Here is an 18,956-nt window from a genome sequence, read left to right as displayed (position 1 = left end):
AAAGTCATGGAGCTGACATTTTTTTGATACTTTTGCAAAACAAAATTCTACAGACTCAAAAGCCCCATTCATCATGACGCATCGAATAGCTGTTTTTGCATCGGGCAGTGGAAGCAATGCCGAGCAGTTGATTCGCCATTTCAAAGAGCAAGCCGCCGACGTAGGCGAAGTAGCGCTCATCGTTTGCAACAAACCGGATGCTTATGTGCTGGAACGTGCCAAAAAGTGGAACGTTCCTTTTTTGCTTATTGACCGTGAGTTGCTTTATGAGCGAACCGACGAGCTGATCGCCATGCTCAAACAACACGAAATAGACTTTATTGTATTGGCAGGCTTTTTATGGCTCATTCCGCCGGCACTCATCGAACCCTATCCGCAGCGCATCGTAAATATACACCCTGCCCTGCTGCCGCGCTATGGCGGCAAGGGCATGTATGGCATGCATGTGCACCGTGCAGTCATAGCCAACCGTGAGAAAGAGTCGGGCATTACCATTCACTATGTAAACGAGCACTACGACGAAGGGCAGCACATCTTTCAAGCACGCCTGCCCATTGCCGAAGGCACCACCCCGGAGCAGCTGGCCGAGCAAATTCATGCTTTGGAGCACCGGCACTACCCCCAAGTAGTAGAAGCGTTGTTGCGCCGCCTTCCTGCTGCTCATGCTTAGTATCGTACGTATTTCTAACTCTCAACGAAAAAAGATAGATTGAACGCCATGGAACTCAAAAAGAAAGTTCAAACCGCCCTTATTTCCGTTTATCACAAAGAAGGCTTGGAAGACCTGCTGCGGCTGTTGCACCGGCAAGGCGTGCAGCTTTATTCCACCGGTGGCACCTGCGCTTACATCGAATCGCTGGGCTTGCCTGTGCAGAAGGTAGAAGACCTTACGGGCTATCCTTCTATTTTGGGGGGGCGCGTCAAAACTCTGCATCCCAAGGTGTTTGGTGGTATTTTGGCCCGCACCCATCTGGAAGCAGACCGCCAAGACCTGAACAAGCATGACATTCCCACCTTCGATATGGTGGTGGTGGACTTGTATCCCTTTGAAGCAACGGTTGCCTCCGGGGCAAGTGAAGCCGATATCATTGAAAAAATAGACATCGGCGGCATTTCGCTGATTCGGGCAGCTGCCAAAAACTTTCGCGACGTGGTCATCGTGCCCTCACAAGCACAATACGAGACCGTGTATCGCCTATTGCTTGAACAAGAGGGGCACACCACCCTGGAGCAGCGCAAACAACTGGCTACCATAGCCTTCGACATCAGCTCGCACTACGACACCGCCATTTTCCATTACTTCAACCGTTCTACACAAAACAGCGACAGCCTAAAGATAAGCATACGCGAAAGCAAGGCATTGCGCTATGGCGAAAACCCTCATCAAAAAGGCTTCTTCCACGGCAAGCTGCAAGACATGCTCGAGCAGCTGCATGGCAAAGAGCTCAGCTACAACAACTTGATTGACATAGACGCTGCCGTCCAGCTGGCTGCCGATTTTGCCCAAGACCCGCGCCCTTTCTTTGCCATCTTGAAACACAACAATGCCTGCGGCGCTGCTTACGGGCGCTCGGTTGCCGAAGCCTATGAGCGCGCCCTGGCCGGCGACCCTGTGTCGGCATTCGGTGGTGTGCTTATCTGCACCCACCCTATCGACTTAGCGGCAGCCGAAAAAATCAACGAGCTGTTTGTAGAGGTGCTCATAGCGCCGGCTTTCGAAGAAGAGGCGCTGCAACTGCTTAAAAGCAAGAAAAACCGCATTTTGCTCCGTCAAAAGCATCAAGAGCTGCCACAATGGCAAGTGCGCACCGTACTGAACGGCATCATACGCCAAGAGCGCGACGCACAAGTAGAAACCGCCGCTGACTTGAAAACAGTCACCCGGCTCCAACCCTCCGAGGCTGAAATCAAAGACCTGCTTTTCGCCAATAAGCTGGTAAAACACACCAAATCCAACGCCATAGTGCTTGCAAAAAACGAGCAGCTGTTGGCAAGCGGCGTAGGGCAAACCTCACGGGTAGATGCCCTCAAGCAAGCCATCGCCAAAGCCAACCACTTTGGCTTCGACTTGCAGGGGGCAGTGATGGCTTCGGATGCCTTCTTCCCCTTCCCCGACTGCGTGGAGATAGCCTGGCAGGCAGGCATCCGTGCCGTTATTCAGCCCGGCGGTTCTGTCCGCGATCAAGAATCCATTGATTTCTGTGATGCCCACAACATGAGCATGGTCTTTACGGGATACCGGCATTTCAAACACTAAAAAGCGGCCGCGAGGCGCTTTTTTTCGCCAAAGTGAGAGTGCCCTCTGCGGCACTCTTATTTTTTTACTAAATTTAGCCCTACTTTTTTGGCACTTTCTCGTAAAAGTGCTATTACCATTGCTTTTTTTTATATCTTTGACGCCTAAAATCACGCATTTAACTATGGGATTAAGAGACCTGTTTATTGCCGATATCGCCATTGACCTGGGCACCGCCAACACCCTGATTATTTACAAAGACAAAATTGTTGTAGATGAGCCTTCTATCATTGCCATCGACCGCCCTACCAATAAAGTGCTGGCTGTAGGACGCACAGCCATGCAGATGCACGAAAAGGCACACAGCAACATCAAGACCATACGCCCCCTAAAAGACGGCGTGATTGCCGACTTTACGGCTGCCGAGCTGATGATTCGCGGCATGATTAAGATGATAGACACGGGGCGGCGTTTGTTTCAGCCTTCTTATCGCATGGTGGTTTGCATTCCCTCCGGTGTAACGGAAGTAGAAAAGCGTGCAGTAAAGGACTCCTGCGAGCATGCCGGTGCCAAAGAGGTTTATATGATTCATGAGCCCATTGCCGCCGCCATTGGCATTGGCATTGACATAGAGCAGCCCGAAGGCTCCATGATTGTGGATATAGGCGGCGGAACCACCGAAATTGCAGTCATTGCCTTGTCCGGCATTGTGTGCGAGCAGTCCATACGTACGGCAGGCGACGTATTCACCCGCGACATTCTGGACTACATGCGCCGCCAACACAACCTGCTCATTGGTGAGCGCACCGCCGAGCAAATCAAAATAGAGGTAGGTTCGGCCTTGGCTGAACTGGACAACCCACCCGATGACTATGAAGTGCGTGGGCGTGACCTGATGACCGGCATTCCGAAAGTCATCAAAGTGAGTTATTCGGAAATTGCTTTCTGCCTGGATAAATCCATTATCAAAATCGAAGATGCCGTGCTGAAGGCGCTGGAAATGTCGCCGCCGGAGTTGTCTTCCGATATTTATAAAAACGGTATTCATTTGACCGGTGGCGGGGCGCTGTTGCGTGGCCTTGATAAGCGCCTGCACATGAAAACCAAGCTGCCGATTCATGTGGCAGAAGACCCCTTACGTGCCGTGGTGCGCGGCACCGGCATTGCGCTTAAGAATCTTGAGCACTACCGTCCTGTATTGATGACCTCTTAAATAACAGCGGGGGGCCCTCTGCCCCTCATCAAGCTCTTGTGTTGCTATGCAAGCATTGTTTGCTTTTTTGTATCGTATTCGTGTCTTTTTATTGTTCATACTTTTAGAAGCGATAGCTATTGTCTGGATGAGTCAAGGCAATAGCTATCATTCTTATGTATTGAGACAGTGGGCGCGTGAATTCAGCGGCTTTGTGCAAACACAGGTCGCCGGTGTGTATGCCTACTTTCATTTACGGGAAGACCACCAAGTACTTCTGCAGGAGAACAGCCGGCTGCGTCAAGACTTATGGCATGCCTATGCCCAACTCAACCACCTAAAAGCCCTCCGTCACACCCCTGCCGATAGTTTGTTGCGCGATCGTTACGAGCTGGTCGATGCCCAAGTAGTAGGCAATCAAACCCATTTAAGCAACAACTATTTTCTTATAAACAAGGGCAGCCAAGCCGGCATTGCACCGGGCATGGGCGTTATCGGCCCGCAGGGCGTGGCAGGGAAAGTGGTAAAATGCAGCCCTCATTATTCGGTGGTACTTTCCCTCTTGAGTACCAACTTTGGTGTTTCTGCCTATCTGCCTCGTTTGGGGCATGAAAGCTATGTGCGCTGGGATGGTAAAAATGCACGCTATGCCGCTCTCAAAGACGTGCCCAAGCCGGTGAAGGTGGTCCGGGGCGACAGCGTGTTCACGTCCAACTTTAGCCGCCTTTTTCCGGAAGGTCTCTTGATAGGCATCGTCACGGAAGTGAAGGACATTCCGGGCAGCACCTACCGCGATGTGATAGTGAAGCTAAGCACCGATTTCCGGCAGTTGCGCTATGTGTATGTACTCAAAGAAACAGACAAAGAAGAAATAGACAGCCTCACCGAAGGTATCAACTTTTAGGCATTTATGGGAAACAATACCATCAAAGATATACTGCTGTTTACAGGCTTCCTTTTTTTTCAATGGTTCATAGGCAGCCGCCTGCTGTTGTTCGAACAGGCCGCCTGTTTTGCTTATGCCGGCTATTGGATATTGTTGGGGCACCGCCGCCCAATCGATACCCTATTGACCGGTTTTTTGATGGGTGTACTCATGGACTGGCACTATGAAACCAATGGCATTCACACAGCAGCCACCACCCTGCTGGCATTTATTCAACCGCAGGCGCTCCGGCTGCTGGCATCGAGTAGCGGTAATGAAACGGAAAGTATCGAACGCCTGAGTCCGCAACTTACCGGCACGCTCCCACTCTTGGCATATGCTCTTCTGCTGCTGTTTATCCATCATCTGGTGTTGTTTATGCTGGAAGGGGCAGGCAGTGAGTTGTCGTGGTGGTTCATTCTGTTGCGTGCTGCGGCAAGCACTTTCTTTACCGCAACGGTTGTTTACTTATTCGGGCGCATGGCTGCTTCTAAAACAGGCTGACATATGCAATTAGAGGGACGGAAATATTTGTTTTATACGCTTTTTGTTTTGACAGGCTTGGTGTTTGCCGTGCGGCTTTTTTTTCTGCAACTGGTCGATGATTCTTACAAAGAAGCGGCCAACCGCAATGTGGTGGAACGTTTGATTGAACAGCCCCACCGGGGACTCATCTACGACCGCAACGGCAAGCTGATTGTGTACAACGAGCCGGTCTATGACCTCATGCTGATTCCTTATGACTTCAAGGGGGTGGATACCGCCTCTTTTTGCCGGCTTACCGGCTTATCGAAGGCGGAGTTGATCAAGCGTATTCGCAAAATACCCAACCCACGCAAAGGGGGCGTAATCATTCCTCAGCTGAGCCGCCGGGAATATGCACGCCTGCAAGAGCTTTTATCCGAATACAAAGGAATATATGTGCAGGCGCGCTCGGTGCGTGTGTACCCTCATCAAAGCCTTGCCAATGCGTTGGGGTATATTGCCGAAATCAGCCCGCGGGAGCTGGAAAAAGACACCGCCGGTTACTATCAACAAGGGGACTACGTGGGCAAAAGCGGCATAGAGGCTTTTTATGAGCCGTACTTACGAGGCGAGAAAGGCATACGCTATGTAGTAAAAAACAACTTCAACCAAATTGTCGGCTCTTATAAAGAAGGGGCATTGGACAAGGCCCCTCGTGCCGGCAGCGAGCTGGTAGCTTCCATAGACTTGGATTTGCAAGCCTATGGCGAGTTGCTTATGAGCAACAAAACGGGCGCCATTGTGGCTATTGAACCGGCCACGGGCGAAGTGCTGGCTTTGATTTCAGCCCCTTCTTACGACCCTAATCTGCTCAGTGGTCCCAAGCTGTCGACCCACTTCGCCGAGCTGCTGCGCGACCCGCGCAAACCCCTCTACAACCGGGCCATACAGTCACGCTATCCGCCGGGCTCCACTTTTAAAACCGTGCAGGCACTCATAGGGCTTCAAACCGGTGCCTTGCACCTTTACGATTACCTGCCTTGCAACCAAAGCTTGGTGGGCTGCCACGGGCACCCCTCGCCCACCAATGTAGTGAGCTCTATTCGCCACTCCTGCAACCCCTTTTACTACTTGGCTTTCCGCCGCGTGATACTTCAAGGCGGCGATGACTTTGAAACCATTGTTAAAAACTACAATCAATGGCGGCAATACGTGGAACGCTTCGGCTTTGGCAGGCGTCTGGGCATAGACATTGCCAACGAAGGCAAAGGCTACATCCCTGATATAGGCTACTTCAACCGCATGTATGGCGAAGGGCGCTGGGGCTTCTCCAACATTTATTCTTTGAGTATAGGGCAAGGCGAAATAGGCGTTACCCCGCTCCAAATGGCCAACTTGGCCGCCATTATTGCCAACCGGGGCTACTACTACCCGCCGCATCTAATAAAAGAAGTGCGCGAGCTGGGCGGCCCCTTGCCTGCCTACAGGCAAAAACAAACCGTTCCCGTCGATACGTCTTACTTTACCCCCATTATCGAGGGCATGGAAATGGCATTCAAAGCAGGGACCGTATCATGGCAGGCGCACTTGCCCCCGGACAAGCAGCACATAGTCATTTGCGGCAAGACAGGCACCGTGCAAAACCCCCACGGCGAAGACCACGCCACCTTCATAGCCTTTGCCCCCAAGGAAAAGCCCCAAATAGCCATTGCAGTGTATGTAGAAAATGCAGGTTTCGGTGGCGTATGGGCGGCAACCATCGCCAGCTTGATGATAGAAAAATATCTGACCGGCGAAGTAAGCCGTAAAGAGCTGGAAAAAACAACGATTCAAAAAACCTTTTCACCCAAAAAGCATCCATAACCGTGAGAAACCAAACGCTGCGATATATTGACTGGCTCACCGTATTTTTATATGCGGCCTTGGTACTCATAGGCTTGTTGAGTATCTACTCGGCGGTATATGCCCCACAGGACCCCAAACCTATTTACTCACTCACGCATGCAGCCGGCAAGCAGCTGCTATGGATTGGGGGCACTTTGCTCATTATCACGGTTATTTTCTTTATGGATTATCGTTTGTTCGAGTCTTTGGGCTACATAGCCTATGGCGTGGGGGTGCTGCTGCTGGCACTGGTATTGGTCTTTGGTGTCAAAATTGGCGGGGCAAGGGCATGGTTCGACTTCGGGGGCATTCGCCTGCAGCCGGCTGAGTTTGCGAAAGTGTTCACCTCCTTGGCTTTAGCCAAATATCTGAGCAACAAAGAGGTGAGGCTTAACCGCTGGCGCGACCTGTTGATTGCCTTCGGCATCATAGGATTGCCGGCGCTGCTCATCTTGTTACAGCCGGATGCCGGCTCCACACTCGTCTTTGCTGCCTTTGTGTTGGTTATGTTTCGCGAGGGGCTTTCGCCGCTCTTTCTCATTATTCCCGCTTTGTTTGGGCTCACTTTTGTATTGGCACTGGTCATACAGCCCATCAGTTACCTTTTGTTTGCTTTTTTGGTTTTAGCCGCACTACTCATCGCCCTGTTGAGCTACCTCAACAAAGGCTTTTCTTTTAAGCTGCTTTTGGTGGTTGGCATTCCCACGCTCATTCTTATGGGCTTTGCCGCCAGTGTTGACACCATCTTTCAGTCAGATAAGATATTGAAGCCGCACCAAAAAGAACGTATTTTGGTATTGATTGACGAAAACATTGACAAAGAGGCGCGGCGCTCACGTTACAACCTGCAGCAGTCGAAAATAGCCATTGGCTCCGGGGGTTTTGCCGGCAAAGGCTACCTGCAAGGTACCCAAACCAAGTTCAACTTCGTGCCGGAACAACAAACCGACTTCATATTTTGTACCATTGGCGAAGAGTTTGGATGGCTGGGCAGCATGACCCTCATCACCCTTTTTGTGGCACTCATGTCGCGCATCGTGTACATAGCCGAACGCCAAAAGCTGCGTTTTGCCCGCATCTATGGCTATTGTGTGGCTTCTATTCTGTTTATGCACTTTACCCTCAACCTCGCCATGACCATGGGCTTATTCCCGGTAGTAGGCATTCCCCTGCCATTTATTTCTTATGGTGGCTCTTCCTTGTGGGCTTTTAGTACGTTATTGTTTATCTTGCTTAAATTAGACGCTCATAGAAATCAAATCTTCTGGACATGAAACGACGCATACAAGCATCGCTCTGTTTTATTTTCACTCATTGGCTTTTGTCATTCTTCTTTTTTGCAAATACAAGCATTGCCCAACAACTGCCTTTTGGCAAAGGAAAAGCAGCTGCGGGGAAGCAGTACGTACTGGCTTTTTACAATGTAGAGAACCTGTTTGACATTTATAACGACCCCGCCACCCAAGACGATGACTTCACTCCCGGCGGACGCTTGCAGTGGACAAAAGAGCGTTATCAAACCAAACTGAAAAATATATCGACCATTATTTCCCGTATAGAAAGCTATGCTCCCGACATACTGGGGCTTTGTGAGATAGAAAACAAACAGGTGCTCGAAGACCTGGTAAACACCGACTACCTGCGGTTCAAAGACTATGGCATCGCCCATTATGACTCGCCCGATGAGCGGGGCATCGACGTGGCACTCTTATACAAGCGCTATGCTTTCAAGCCCTTGGTCACCAAGGCTTATCCGGTCAATATAGCCGGCGACAAGACACGCGACATACTGCTGGTTTCCGGCATATTGGGCGGAAAAGACACTCTGCATGTTTTGGTGTGTCATTTTCCATCCCGCAGTGGTGGTTTGGAAGCAAGTGCCCCCAAACGCATGGAAGCCGCCCGCACCGTGCGCTTAATCATAGAGGCGATTCGTGCCGGTGACCCCGATGCCAACATAGTAGTGATGGGCGACTTCAACGATGAGCCCACCGACGCCAGCATATGGGACGGACTGAAGGCACGCCCCCACTCTTTCGACCTGGCAAGCGATGAGCTCTACAACGCCATGGGCGTGCTCGATTACCTGCAAGAAGGCAGCTATTGCTACCGGGGCAACTGGCAAATGCTCGACCAAATCATATTGTCGCCCCCCTTGGTGAACCCGGGCAACCGTCTGCATTACAAGATAGGCAGCGCCCGCATCTTCAACCCTGATTATATGCGTGAAAAAACCGGGGAATATCAGGGCTACCCGCTACGCACCTATGCTGGCGATAAGTATTTGGGCGGATACAGCGACCATTTCCCCGTGTACATTATTCTTGAACAAGTGCAAACGACTCCATGAAAATATACAAGTTCATACAGAAAGGCAGTGAACACCCCAACTATTGCGAAGACTTTTTGTTGGACCTCCCCCTGGGGCGCTCCTTTTATTTTGGCGCCGTCATCGACGGCTGCTCTTCGGGCTATGACAGCCAGTTCAGTGCTGCCCTTTATGGCAAACTGCTGCGAAAGGTGGTAAAAACCATCCCCTTCGGCCAGGCAGAGCACCGGCAAACAGAGCAGTACGTGCGCGAAGTGATGACACAGTTTGTAAAGGAACTGAAGTCGATACAAAAACGGCTTCAACTGGAAATAAACGAACTGCTGGCCACTTTTGTATTGATGTTTTACAGCGAAGAGCTCCACGAAGCTTTTTTGCTGGTTTCCGGCAATGGCGTGCTGTGTATAGATGGCGAAATCACTGAAATAGAAGCGCAGTCAGAGATGGACTATCTGGCTTATCACTTGTCCCGCTTCTCCTTTGACAAGTGGTATGACCGCCACACCTACCGCTTCAAGATAGACAAACCGCAAGACATTACCATTTCTACCAATGGCATAGAAACCATTTCATCGCCCCAACTGGGCTTCGAAAGCGATGCCTTCGACATCATTCACTATTTGTTCATAGACAACACCTATGATTACATGCCTACCATGCTTCAGCGTAAATTTGCCCAACTGGCCGATGAATATCACTGTGTTCCTACGGACGATATTACCATCATTCGTGCAAAATTTTAGATTAAGCCCCCAAAAACATTGAAACAGCACTCCCTATGACGCCCCCCATTACTTTCAACCCGGGACCCGCACAGGTCTATGATTTTCTGCACGAGGCACTACAAGATGCCTACAGGCAGGGCATTTTGAGCTTGCCTCACCGCAGCAAAGACTTCGAAGCCATAGTGGTTCGTTGCCGGCAACTGATGCAACAAAAGCTTGACCTGCCGTCCGGCTACCGTCTGTTGTTTCTGTCGTCGGCTACAGAAGCGTGGGAAGTCATCGCGCAGTCGCTCATACGAGCACACAGCACCCACCTGTTCAGCGGCGCTTTTGGCGAGCGCTGTTTTACCTACACCCGGCATCTGCACCCCCAAGCAACGGGCTTGTCTTTCGGCATTGACCAAGACCCGGGCACCCTGCTGGATGCCATCCCTGCCGAAAGCGAACTGATTGCGCTGACCCACAACGAAACATCGAACACAACCGCCCTGCCCACATCTTTTTTGGAAAAGGTGCGCCGCACTTTCCCCGAAGCGCTCATTTCGGTCGATGCCACCTCTTCGATGGGGGGCGTGTTGCTCCCCTGGCAGCAGGCAGACATATGGTATGCCTCGGTGCAAAAATGCTTTGGCCTGCCCGCCGGCCTGGGCGTAATGTGTTTGTCGCCCCAAGCGGTCGAGCGCGTGCGGCAAATTGGCGAGCGGGGGCGCTATAACAGCCTCTCCTACCTGCTTGAGAAAATGGAAAACAACCAAACCACCTACACCCCCAATGTGCTGAATATATACTTGCTGATGCGTGTGCTCGAGTACATTCCGCATATTGTGGAAATTGACCTGCGGCTGCGCCAACGGGCTAAAGAGTGGTACCGCTTTTTGGAAGAGCACCCCCAATGGCAACCGCTGGTGCAACGGGCAGACAACCGTTCGGTAAGTGTGTTGGGCGTACAGGGCTCGCCGCAGCAAATACAAGCCTTCAAACAACATGCACTTGCACAGGGCATACACATAGGCAACGGCTACGGACCATGGAAAGCCGGCAGCTTCCGTATTGCCAATTTTCCGGCTATTCCCGACGCCCATTTTCAGCAGCTATCAGAAGTTTTTTCTACCTTTCAAACAGCTTAAACCAACCTTTTATCCTCAAAACACGAATACAACAGCTATGGAACACATTCACTGGAAAGATGTAGTCACCGTCTCTTTGGTTCTGTTCTCCGTCATTGACATCTTAGGTTCAATTCCCATCATCATTGACCTGCGCAAAAAAGCCGGCGAGCTGCATGCTGCCAAAGCCACTCTCGTAGCCGGCTTGATTATGGTCGTATTCCTCTATTACGGCGACATTTTGCTGCACTTCCTGGGCGTGGACATTCAGTCGTTCTCCATTGCCGGTTCCATCATCATCTTTTTAATAGGCATGGAGATGGTGCTGGGGGCGCATTTCTTCAAGGACACCGGCGATGCCAAAACGTCGGCTATAGTGCCTTTGGCTTTTCCGCTGATTGCCGGGGCCGGCACCATGACCACCCTCATCTCCTTACGTGCCGAATATGAACGGGTAGTCATTCTCATAGGTATTGTTGTGAATCTTGCGTTGGTATATATCGTGCTGAAAGCCTCGGGATGGCTCGAAAAGCGCCTGGGCGTAGCCGGTGCCAACATTCTCCGGAAAGTATTTGGTATATTGCTCTTAGCCATTGCCATCAAAATATTCAAAAGCAACATACATTACTTTATTCCCGCACAAGCCTCTTAAAACACATGTCACCACAAGGAATCATAGAAATTTACACCGACGGGGCGTCTTTGGGCAACCCGGGACCCGGGGGCTACGGCATCGTGATGCGCTATAAGCAGCACGAGAAGGAGCTGGCCAAGGGCTTCCGTCTTACCACCAACAACCGCATGGAACTGCTGGCTGTCATCGATGCCCTCAAGCAAATCAAAGGCAGCGGCTGGCAAGTGGTTGTTTACTCTGACTCGCAATATGTAGTCAATGCCATAGAAAAAGGGTGGTTAAAGAAATGGCAACAGCGCGGGTTCAAAAACACCGCCAATGCCGACCTGTGGAAGCAGCTGCTGCCCCTTTTGCAAAAGCACCGGGTGCGCTTTGTGTGGGTCAAAGGGCATGCAGGCCACCCCGAAAACGAGCGCTGCGACCACCTGGCCGTGGAGGCTGCCCGCAACAGCAGCCTCCATATAGACCAAGCCTATGAAGACAGCCTCAATAACCAAAATGCTTAAAAACGGATACCAATATACACTATGGAACTGTTGATATTTTACGCCTTATTCACCTTGCTCACTTCATTCCTTTGCTCTTTGCTGGAAGCTTCTCTTTTGAGCGTTCCCGAATCATTCGTAGAAATGAAGCTGCAAGAAGGCAAAGCCTATGCCCGTCATCTGAAAGCCATGAAAACGGACATAGACCGCCCCTTGGCTGCCATTCTTTCGCTCAACACCATTGCCAACACCATTGGGGCATCCGGTGTGGGCGTGCAAGCCAATGTGCTCTTTCCCGAGGTGTCGCCCCTTATTTTTTCGGGCGGCCTCACCATCGCCATCCTCGTGTTTTCGGAAATCATACCCAAAACCATCGGCGCCAGCTATGCACAGCACATAGCCGCTTTTGCCGTGGGAGCCATCCGTGTCATTACCTTGCTCATGTCGCCGCTGGTCTGGATGAGCGGTTTCATTACCCGCCTGCTCAAACGCAACAAGCAACAAAGTGTATTTAGCCGGGCAGAGTTTTTTGCCATGACGCAGGTGGGCGCCAAAGAAGGCATTTTCCGTAAGGAAGAGTTTCAAATCATCAAAAACCTGCTGCATCTCAACAGCATTCGCGTGTCCGACATCATGACCCCACGCACGGTGATGGTGGCTGCCGACGAAAGCACTTCCATTCAAGACTTTTACGACAAACACCCCAAGCTGCGCTTCTCGCGCATTCCCGTCTTTCATGAAAACATAGACAACATCACCGGTTATGTATTGAAAACCGAAATGCTCGAACACCTCATCCGGCAAAAAGGCAATGAACCTTTGGCTTCGCTGAAAAGGGAGATCATTTTCATCCATGATACGCTAACCTTACCCGAGGTATTTAACAAATTTATGCAAGAGCGGGAACACATCGCCATCGTAGTGGACGAGTACGGCGGTGTGGCCGGCCTTGTTACCATGGAGGATTGCGTGGAGACCCTCCTGGGCACCGAAATCATGGACGAGCTGGACAACATAGAAGACCTTCAGCAGTGGGCACGCAAAAGCTGGGAGCAGCGTGCCGCCCGTTTCGGTATCCGGGACACTACGCCCCCACCACCTGAAACCTAAAAAACAACTGTATCATGGACAACTCAATGAAAGAAAAAAAGAAAGCCCTGCGCAAGAAGCTCGAAGACGCCATGTTGGAAGTGCTTGCCCAAGAAAACGACTACATAGCCGGGCAGTTGAAAGAAGAAGTAAAAGCCGCTGCCAAACGGCTGGCCAAGCGCTATGCCAAAGAGCATGAAAAACTTACGGCGCTGCAAGAAGAAGCCATACGCGAAGCCAAAGAGAAGCTGTATGAACAGGCCCGGCAAAAAGTAAAAGAAGATACGGAGGCACAGGAAATCAATATGGAAATCACCTTCGACCTGGAAGAGCTGATAGCCAAAAAGCTGCCTCACTTAAAAGACTTTATAGAAGAAGCCTTCCGCCGGCCCGGGCACAAACAAACAAGACCTACCCACCCGGTAGAAGAGCTGCGTCAGCTGCAGGAAGAACTGCAAAATACCCTGCAAGAAGTTCTTATAGGCATTTTTCAAACCGCCAAAAAACCACAGACGAATGACTCCAAACCAACCGATGAGAAGGGAGACCCCACCGGCGATTAAATGCCGCATTCAAACGGCTTTGCCCGAGCATTTGGACCTGCTCGTTGCCTTTCAGCAGGCAATGGCAAAGGAAAGCGAAGGCATGGAGCTTTTGCAAAAAACACTGTATGAAGGCATCAAAGCCGTTTTGGAGAACCCTGCCAAAGGCAAATACTACATTGCCCTGCACGGCGACGAGGTCGTGGGCTGCATGATGCACACCTATGAATGGAGCGACTGGCGCAATGCCTACGTTATATGGATTCAATCGGTGTATGTAAAGCCCGAATACCGCCGGCGCGGGGTGTTCCGCCAGTTCTATGCCTTCACCCAAAAGCAAGTGGCCGAAAGTAGCCAGTTCTGCGGCATACGCCTCTATGTAGAACAAAACAACGAAGCAGCCATAGCCACCTACCGTTCGTTGGGCATGGACGACGGGCACTACCGCCTGTTCGAGTGGATGCCCTGAAACCGTCTATAAGCAGACTATGGGCGTTGCCCTTTGGGTACACATAAATGGCAATGCTGTCATCCCGAACGAAGTGCAAGCGTATATTGTCATTTCGAACGGAACAAAGTGAAGTGAGAAATCTAATCAAATCAAGCTGCAAAAAGCCAAGAGATTTCTCGCTATCGCTCGAAATGACAAAAAAGGGGATGCTCGAAATAATAAAAGGGACGCCCGAAGTGGCAAAAGGACGCTCAATAACAAAGCATAAAAAGCGGCTACACAAACACAGTTTGTCATGTCGCTGTTCACGCAGCTTGTCATCTCGAACGAGCGAAGCGAGTGAGAGATCTCCATTAAACCAAATTACAAAAACCAAAAGAGATTTCTCGCTTACGCTCAAAATGACAAAAAAAGCTCGAAATGGCAAAGAGCAATACACTCAAAAGAGAAAAAAATAAAAGGAAGAGCCGGGAAAGCTCTTCCTTTTGTTGTTATGCTTAAAAACAAAACTTAAACGGAAGCTTTCAATACGCCCAGCTCCTGCCCTACCTCCACGAAGGCACGGATGGCTTTGTCGAGGTGCTCTTGCTCGTGGGCTGCCGACAGCTGCACGCGGATGCGCGCCTGCCCTTTGGGCACTACCGGATAGAAGAAACCAATCACATAGATGCCCTTATCCAAAAGGCGGTCGGCAAACTTTTGTGCCAAGACGGCATCATAAAGCATGATGGGCACGATGGGGTGCTCGCCCGGCTTGATGTCGAAGCCGGCTTCGGTCATCTTCTCACGGAAATACTTGGTATTGCGCTCCAGTTTGTCGCGCAGCTCGGTAGTCTCGCTCAGCAGGTCAAAGACTGCAATGGAAGCCCCCACGATAGCCGGCGCCAAAGCATTGGAGAAGAGGTAAGGACGCGAGCGCTGGCGCAGCATCTCGATGATTTCTTTGCGTCCGGAGGTAAAGCCGCCGGAAGCACCGCCCAGTGCTTTGCCCAAGGTGCCGGTGATGATGTCGATGCGCCCCATTACGTTGCGGTACTCGTGGGTGCCGCGTCCGGTCTTGCCCATGAAGCCGGTGGCATGGCACTCGTCTATCATCACCAGGGCATCGTATTTTTCTGCCAAGTCACATATTTTATCCAATTGGGCGATGGTGCCGTCCATAGAGAAAACCCCGTCGGTGACGATGATACGAAAACGGGCGCTTTGGGCTTCCTGCAGCTTGGCTTCCAAGTCCGCCATGTCGTTGTGTTTGTAGCGGAAGCGCTGCGCCTTGCACAAACGCACGCCATCGATGATGGAAGCGTGGTTCAACTCGTCGGAAATGATGGCATCTTCGGGACCAAAGAGCGGCTCGAACACCCCGCCGTTGGCATCGAAGGCGGCGGCATAAAGTATGGTGTCTTCGGTGCCCAAGAAAGTCGATATCTTTTCTTCCAGCTCTTTGTGGATGTCTTGGGTGCCACAGATAAAACGCACCGACGACATGCCGAAGCCGTGGGTGTCGATAGCCCGCTTGGCGGCTTCTATCACCTTGGGATGCGACGAGAGCCCCAAGTAGTTGTTGGCACAGAAGTTCAATACTTTGCGCCCGTCTTTCAGGGTGATTTCGGCGCCTTGGGGCGAACTGATGATGCGCTCTTCTTTGAAGAGACCGGCTTCACGAATCGATTGCAGTTCTTTTTGCAGGTGTTCTTGTATTTTTCCGTACATGTTTTATCGTAGGTTTATGTTGAAGATACAGAAGCAGAAAGCGGGAAGCGGCGGCGCAAACGGTTGAACAGAAATTTCTTTTGGGCATCGAAGCTCTGCGGGCTCATCTCCTGCCACAGCGCCTGCCACTCGTTCCACAGCTCCGGCATGTGCTTGCGCAAAGCTGCCACGTTTATTTTCTTCTTTTGCAGAAATTCTTCTAAACTCAGCGGCTGCGTCTCTGCCATGAAATTACTCAATTTTTACTTTATAAAATGCTAACTTTGCACAAACTTAAAGAAATTGTTTAAGACAACCTATCTCCTATGGCACAAGATAATATATTGGTGATTGGCGCAGCCGGGCAATTGGGCACCGAGCTGGTGGCCGGCTTGCAGGACATCTACGGCGAAGCCCACGTGGTGGCTTCCGACGTGCGCGACCCCGACGAAAGACGCAAGCAGCTGTTCCCTCTTTTCGAAAAACTGGACGTACTCAACCCCAAAGCCCTTGCCGAGGTGATTCAAAAACACAAAATCACGCAGGTTTATCATTTGGCAGCCATGTTGTCGGCAACGGGCGAAAAGCACCCCAAGCACGCCTGGCAGCTGAACATGCAGGGGCTGCTCAATGTGCTGGATGCCGCCATAGAGTTCAACATTGCCAAAGTATATTGGCCCAGCTCCATTGCGGTATTTGGTCCTACGACCCCACGCCAAAACACTCCCCAACACTGCTCTATGGAACCCACCACCGTTTACGGCATCAGCAAGCAGGCAGGCGAAAACTGGTGCCAGTATTATTTCAACCGCTGGGGTGTGGATGTGCGCAGCCTGCGCTATCCGGGGCTTATCGGCTATAAGTCGATGCCCGGCGGCGGCACCACCGACTACGCCGTAGAGATTTATCACAAGGCGCTCTTCCAAAAGCATTTTGTTTGTTTCTTGAAAGAAGACACCTACCTGCCCATGATGTATATGGAAGATGCCGTGCGTGCCACCCTGGAGCTGATGCATGCCGATGCCGGCAAAATCAAAGTGCGCACCAGCTATAACCTGCATGGCATGAGCTTCTGCCCACGCGAAATAGCGGCTTCCATTCAAAAACACATTCCCGATTTCACCATAGAATATCAACCCGACTTCCGGCAGGCAATCGCCGACTCTTGGCCTCAAAGCATCGACGACAGCGCCGCACGCCAAGACTGGGGCTGGCAGCCTGCATATGACCTGGACCGCATGACCGAAGTGATGCTTGCCAACATAAAAGCAGGCATGGAGAAAGGCGAGATTGTTTGACAGCCAAGCCGCCTGCTTCCTTGTATGCAAACAAAGAAGCGCTGCCGTGCCCGGGCATGGCAGCTTTTTGCTGTTAAAAAAATTGTTATCACCCCACAAAAGCCCTTTCTTTGCAGTATAAACAAGCGGACTGCCATGGAATCTTTCTTTATCGAACACTTCGGCATCAGCCCCGAACAGTTTCGTTGGTTTGTGTTGCCTGCCATGATTTTCCTGGCAAGGGTAAGCGACGTATCCATTGCCACCGTGCGCATCATGTTTGTCATGAACGGCAAGCGCAAGACGGCTACCTTTCTGGGTTTCTTCGAATCGCTCATATGGCTGTTGGCTATCGGGCAAATATTTCAATACATAGACAACCCCATTTCTTATGTGGCTTATGCCGGCGGCTATGCTACGGGCACCTTCGTGGGCATGCTCATCGAAGGCAAGCTGGCGGTGGGCAAGCTCATCGTGCGTGCCATCTTGCCGGAGTTGAGCCCCGAACTGTTGGCTGCGCTCAGCAGCGAAGGCTTCGGCTATACGCTGGTGGACGCGCGCGGCAGCCGCGGCAATGTGAAAATTCTTTTCTCGGTAGTAGAACGCAAACGCCTGCCCCGTTTCATCGAGCGCCTGTGTCATTACCACCCCAAGGCGTTCTACACCGTAGAGCAGGTACGTGCCGCACAGGAAGGCATCTTTCCCACCACGGCAAGCCACAGCCCGGTGGTCAGCATCTTGCGTGGGCTCACCAAACGGAAATAGTTTTATGAGTGTTTCTTTTTCTTCACCACAGAGAGACACAGAGGGGCGCAGAGTGTAATTCTTTCCTCTGTGCTACTCCGTGACCTCCGTGGTGAGTGTTTCCTTTTTACCACAGAGGATAACTTTTTCCTGTTTGTTGGGGGGCGTTATTTTCTATGATTAAACATTAATGGCGCCTCAATCATACGCTCCATTCAAAAACGGATTATGGCGCTTTTCGAAGCCTATGGTCGTCGGCTCGCCGTGCCCGGTATATACCCCCGTATCATCGGGCAGCACAAACAACTTTTCACGGATAGAACGCAAAAGCGTGAGATGGTCGCCGCCCGGCAGGTCGGTGCGCCCAATGCTCATGCGGAAGAGCACATCGCCGTTGATGCAATAGCCCTCGGCGGCATTGTAAAAGACCACATGACCGGGCGAGTGCCCCGGCGTAAAGAACACTTCAAAGACGGCACTACCCACTGTCAGCCGCGTGCCCTCTTCCAGATGGTGGTCTATGCTGCCCGGGTCAAAAGGCGGAATGCCAAAATAGCTGCACACCATCGCCATGTTGTCCAGGTTGAACTGCTCTTTGGCATGTGCCCACAAGCCCACGCCGAAGGTGTCCGTTGCCCAGCGGTTGCCAAATACGTGGTCCAAATGGCAATGGGTATTCCACACAGCCGTTACCTGCAGCCGCTGTTTCCGTATGTATTCGAGCAACGCCTGCCGTTCGCTTGCCTCCCAACAACCCGGGTCCACAATCACCGCTTCGCGGCTTTGCTCGTCATAAATAACATAGGTGTTTTCTGAAAAAGGATTAAAAGTAAATGTCTGAACGCGTGTCATATCGTTTGTATTCCGTTGGCATTGGCACAAAACTACACATTTTCGAAGCATCGGGGAACAGCCGGCGCCTGCGTGCACCTTTGGCAGTGCATGCTTTGTTTGTGTGGTGCGCACCGGACGCAGCCCAAAAAACAGCCGGACGCAACACAGCAACGCATCCGCTTTGCTTTGCCACATAACTCTGCTGTTTTCCTTTTGTTCACCGCAGAGAGCACGGCGATAATGCTTCTGTGCTTTTCGAAGCAGAGCATAATTTGTCATCTCGAACGAGCGAAGCGAGTGAGAGAGCTCTTCACGCCAAACCACAAGAAGGCAAAAGAGATTTCTCGCT

Annotated in this window: 21 protein-coding genes; 18 read left to right on the top strand and 3 right to left on the bottom strand. The window is 51.3% G+C overall.

The window, feature by feature from the left end; translation table 11 throughout:
• The first annotated feature begins 73 nt into the window (after positions 1-73).
• From purN to K384_RS06540, 15 genes are all read left to right on the top strand, one after another.
• Positions 74-670: a phosphoribosylglycinamide formyltransferase gene (purN, locus tag K384_RS06610; protein WP_038030662.1), complete on the top strand. Its 597-nt coding sequence runs from the start codon at positions 74-76 to the stop codon at positions 668-670.
• 48 nt (positions 671-718) lie between these two features.
• Positions 719-2,257 carry a bifunctional phosphoribosylaminoimidazolecarboxamide formyltransferase/IMP cyclohydrolase gene (purH, locus tag K384_RS06605; RefSeq protein WP_038030660.1) on the top strand — a complete coding sequence of 513 codons (1,539 nt, stop codon included), beginning with the start codon at positions 719-721 and terminating at the stop codon, positions 2,255-2,257.
• A 163-nt stretch (positions 2,258-2,420) separates the two neighbouring features.
• Positions 2,421-3,449, top strand: a complete 1,029-nt coding sequence (locus tag K384_RS06600) for a rod shape-determining protein (protein WP_038030839.1) — start codon at positions 2,421-2,423, stop codon at positions 3,447-3,449.
• A 46-nt stretch (positions 3,450-3,495) separates the two neighbouring features.
• Entirely contained in the window at positions 3,496-4,332 is an 837-nt protein-coding gene (gene mreC / locus K384_RS06595) for a rod shape-determining protein MreC (RefSeq protein WP_038030658.1), read from the top strand.
• A gap of 6 nt (positions 4,333-4,338) precedes the next feature.
• The gene (locus K384_RS06590; protein ID WP_038030655.1) at positions 4,339-4,857 is read left to right on the top strand and encodes a hypothetical protein; all 519 of its coding nucleotides are present in this window, start codon (positions 4,339-4,341) and stop codon (positions 4,855-4,857) included.
• 3 nt (positions 4,858-4,860) lie between these two features.
• Positions 4,861-6,681 carry a penicillin-binding transpeptidase domain-containing protein gene (locus K384_RS06585; RefSeq protein WP_051633196.1) on the top strand — a complete coding sequence of 607 codons (1,821 nt, stop codon included), beginning with the start codon at positions 4,861-4,863 and terminating at the stop codon, positions 6,679-6,681.
• A gap of 2 nt (positions 6,682-6,683) precedes the next feature.
• Positions 6,684-7,976 (top strand): rod shape-determining protein RodA, encoded by a 1,293-nt coding sequence (gene rodA / locus K384_RS06580; protein WP_038030654.1) that lies wholly within the window; start codon positions 6,684-6,686, stop codon positions 7,974-7,976.
• A complete protein-coding gene (locus tag K384_RS06575) occupies positions 7,973-9,052 on the top strand; it encodes an endonuclease/exonuclease/phosphatase family protein (protein ID WP_051633195.1) in 1,080 nt (359 codons plus the stop codon). The genes rodA and K384_RS06575 overlap by 4 nt, the downstream gene beginning before the upstream one ends.
• The gene (locus K384_RS06570; protein WP_038030652.1) at positions 9,049-9,774 is read left to right on the top strand and encodes a protein phosphatase 2C domain-containing protein; all 726 of its coding nucleotides are present in this window, start codon (positions 9,049-9,051) and stop codon (positions 9,772-9,774) included. Before K384_RS06575 ends, K384_RS06570 begins: the two co-directional genes overlap by 4 nt.
• Positions 9,775-9,809: 35 nt before the next feature.
• On the top strand, positions 9,810-10,883 hold the full coding sequence (locus K384_RS06565; RefSeq protein ID WP_038030650.1) for an aminotransferase class V-fold PLP-dependent enzyme: 1,074 nt from the start codon (positions 9,810-9,812) through the stop codon (positions 10,881-10,883).
• 37 nt (positions 10,884-10,920) lie between these two features.
• Positions 10,921-11,514: a MarC family protein gene (locus tag K384_RS06560; RefSeq protein ID WP_038030648.1), complete on the top strand. Its 594-nt coding sequence runs from the start codon at positions 10,921-10,923 to the stop codon at positions 11,512-11,514.
• 20 nt (positions 11,515-11,534) lie between these two features.
• A complete protein-coding gene (gene rnhA / locus K384_RS06555; protein WP_038030833.1) occupies positions 11,535-12,002 on the top strand; it encodes a ribonuclease HI in 468 nt (155 codons plus the stop codon).
• A gap of 21 nt (positions 12,003-12,023) precedes the next feature.
• Positions 12,024-13,091, top strand: a complete 1,068-nt coding sequence (locus K384_RS06550) for a hemolysin family protein (protein ID WP_038030645.1) — start codon at positions 12,024-12,026, stop codon at positions 13,089-13,091.
• Between the two features lie 14 nt (positions 13,092-13,105).
• Positions 13,106-13,633 (top strand): hypothetical protein, encoded by a 528-nt coding sequence (locus tag K384_RS06545; RefSeq protein WP_038030643.1) that lies wholly within the window; start codon positions 13,106-13,108, stop codon positions 13,631-13,633.
• On the top strand, positions 13,605-14,081 hold the full coding sequence (locus K384_RS06540) for a GNAT family N-acetyltransferase (RefSeq protein WP_157630083.1): 477 nt from the start codon (positions 13,605-13,607) through the stop codon (positions 14,079-14,081). Before K384_RS06545 ends, K384_RS06540 begins: the two co-directional genes overlap by 29 nt.
• A 492-nt stretch (positions 14,082-14,573) precedes the next feature.
• Here the strand turns inward: K384_RS06540 and kbl are convergent, their stop codons facing one another.
• Both kbl and K384_RS06530 read right to left on the bottom strand, forming a co-directional pair.
• On the bottom strand, positions 14,574-15,773 hold the full coding sequence (gene kbl, locus K384_RS06535; protein ID WP_038030641.1) for a glycine C-acetyltransferase: 1,200 nt from the start codon (positions 15,771-15,773) through the stop codon (positions 14,574-14,576).
• A gap of 14 nt (positions 15,774-15,787) precedes the next feature.
• Positions 15,788-16,000: a hypothetical protein gene (locus K384_RS06530; protein WP_038030639.1), complete on the bottom strand. Its 213-nt coding sequence runs from the start codon at positions 15,998-16,000 to the stop codon at positions 15,788-15,790.
• Between the two features lie 78 nt (positions 16,001-16,078).
• Here K384_RS06530 and K384_RS06525 point away from each other — a divergent pair, with 78 nt between their 5' ends.
• Together K384_RS06525 and K384_RS06520 are read left to right on the top strand one after the other, a co-directional pair.
• Entirely contained in the window at positions 16,079-17,050 is a 972-nt protein-coding gene (locus tag K384_RS06525; RefSeq protein WP_038030638.1) for an NAD-dependent epimerase/dehydratase family protein, read from the top strand.
• 135 nt (positions 17,051-17,185) lie between these two features.
• On the top strand, positions 17,186-17,794 hold the full coding sequence (locus tag K384_RS06520) for a DUF2179 domain-containing protein (protein ID WP_169737624.1): 609 nt from the start codon (positions 17,186-17,188) through the stop codon (positions 17,792-17,794).
• A 177-nt stretch (positions 17,795-17,971) separates the two neighbouring features.
• On the opposite strand, the gene K384_RS06515 is transcribed toward K384_RS06520, so the two are convergent.
• Positions 17,972-18,625, bottom strand: coding sequence for an MBL fold metallo-hydrolase (locus K384_RS06515; RefSeq protein WP_038030636.1), 654 nt, complete (start codon positions 18,623-18,625; stop codon positions 17,972-17,974).
• Between K384_RS06515 and K384_RS13735 the strand changes: the two genes are divergently transcribed.
• Complete coding sequence (locus K384_RS13735; RefSeq protein WP_157630082.1) at positions 18,607-18,804, top strand: hypothetical protein; 198 nt, start codon at positions 18,607-18,609, stop codon at positions 18,802-18,804. The genes K384_RS06515 and K384_RS13735 overlap by 19 nt on opposite strands.
• The last annotated feature ends 152 nt before the right edge of the window (positions 18,805-18,956 follow it).

Source organism: Thermonema rossianum DSM 10300 (assembly GCF_000426825.1).
GTDB classification, from domain to species: domain Bacteria; phylum Bacteroidota; class Bacteroidia; order Cytophagales; family Thermonemataceae; genus Thermonema; species Thermonema rossianum.
This window is presented reverse-complemented; position numbering and strand designations above follow the sequence as displayed.

Bases quoted from the DNA above. Each gene is read 5' to 3' on its own strand.
- purN (WP_038030662.1), top strand. From the start codon at position 74: ATGACGCATCGAATAGCTGTTTTTGCATCGGGCAGTGGAAGCAATGCC.
- purH (WP_038030660.1), top strand. From the start codon at position 719: ATGGAACTCAAAAAGAAAGTTCAAACCGCCCTTATTTCCGTTTATCAC.
- K384_RS06600 (WP_038030839.1), top strand. From the start codon at position 2,421: ATGGGATTAAGAGACCTGTTTATTGCCGATATCGCCATTGACCTGGGC.
- mreC (WP_038030658.1), top strand. From the start codon at position 3,496: ATGCAAGCATTGTTTGCTTTTTTGTATCGTATTCGTGTCTTTTTATTG.
- K384_RS06590 (WP_038030655.1), top strand. From the start codon at position 4,339: ATGGGAAACAATACCATCAAAGATATACTGCTGTTTACAGGCTTCCTT.
- K384_RS06585 (WP_051633196.1), top strand. From the start codon at position 4,861: ATGCAATTAGAGGGACGGAAATATTTGTTTTATACGCTTTTTGTTTTG.
- K384_RS06575 (WP_051633195.1), top strand. From the start codon at position 7,973: ATGAAACGACGCATACAAGCATCGCTCTGTTTTATTTTCACTCATTGG.
- K384_RS06570 (WP_038030652.1), top strand. From the start codon at position 9,049: ATGAAAATATACAAGTTCATACAGAAAGGCAGTGAACACCCCAACTAT.
- K384_RS06565 (WP_038030650.1), top strand. From the start codon at position 9,810: ATGACGCCCCCCATTACTTTCAACCCGGGACCCGCACAGGTCTATGAT.
- K384_RS06560 (WP_038030648.1), top strand. From the start codon at position 10,921: ATGGAACACATTCACTGGAAAGATGTAGTCACCGTCTCTTTGGTTCTG.
- K384_RS06550 (WP_038030645.1), top strand. From the start codon at position 12,024: ATGGAACTGTTGATATTTTACGCCTTATTCACCTTGCTCACTTCATTC.
- K384_RS06545 (WP_038030643.1), top strand. From the start codon at position 13,106: ATGGACAACTCAATGAAAGAAAAAAAGAAAGCCCTGCGCAAGAAGCTC.
- K384_RS06540 (WP_157630083.1), top strand. From the start codon at position 13,605: ATGAGAAGGGAGACCCCACCGGCGATTAAATGCCGCATTCAAACGGCT.
- kbl (WP_038030641.1), bottom strand. From the start codon at position 15,773: ATGTACGGAAAAATACAAGAACACCTGCAAAAAGAACTGCAATCGATT.
- K384_RS06530 (WP_038030639.1), bottom strand. From the start codon at position 16,000: ATGGCAGAGACGCAGCCGCTGAGTTTAGAAGAATTTCTGCAAAAGAAG.
- K384_RS06525 (WP_038030638.1), top strand. From the start codon at position 16,079: ATGGCACAAGATAATATATTGGTGATTGGCGCAGCCGGGCAATTGGGC.
- K384_RS06520 (WP_169737624.1), top strand. From the start codon at position 17,186: ATGGAATCTTTCTTTATCGAACACTTCGGCATCAGCCCCGAACAGTTT.
- K384_RS13735 (WP_157630082.1), top strand. From the start codon at position 18,607: ATGTCTGAACGCGTGTCATATCGTTTGTATTCCGTTGGCATTGGCACA.
- K384_RS06515 (WP_038030636.1), bottom strand. From the start codon at position 18,625: ATGACACGCGTTCAGACATTTACTTTTAATCCTTTTTCAGAAAACACC.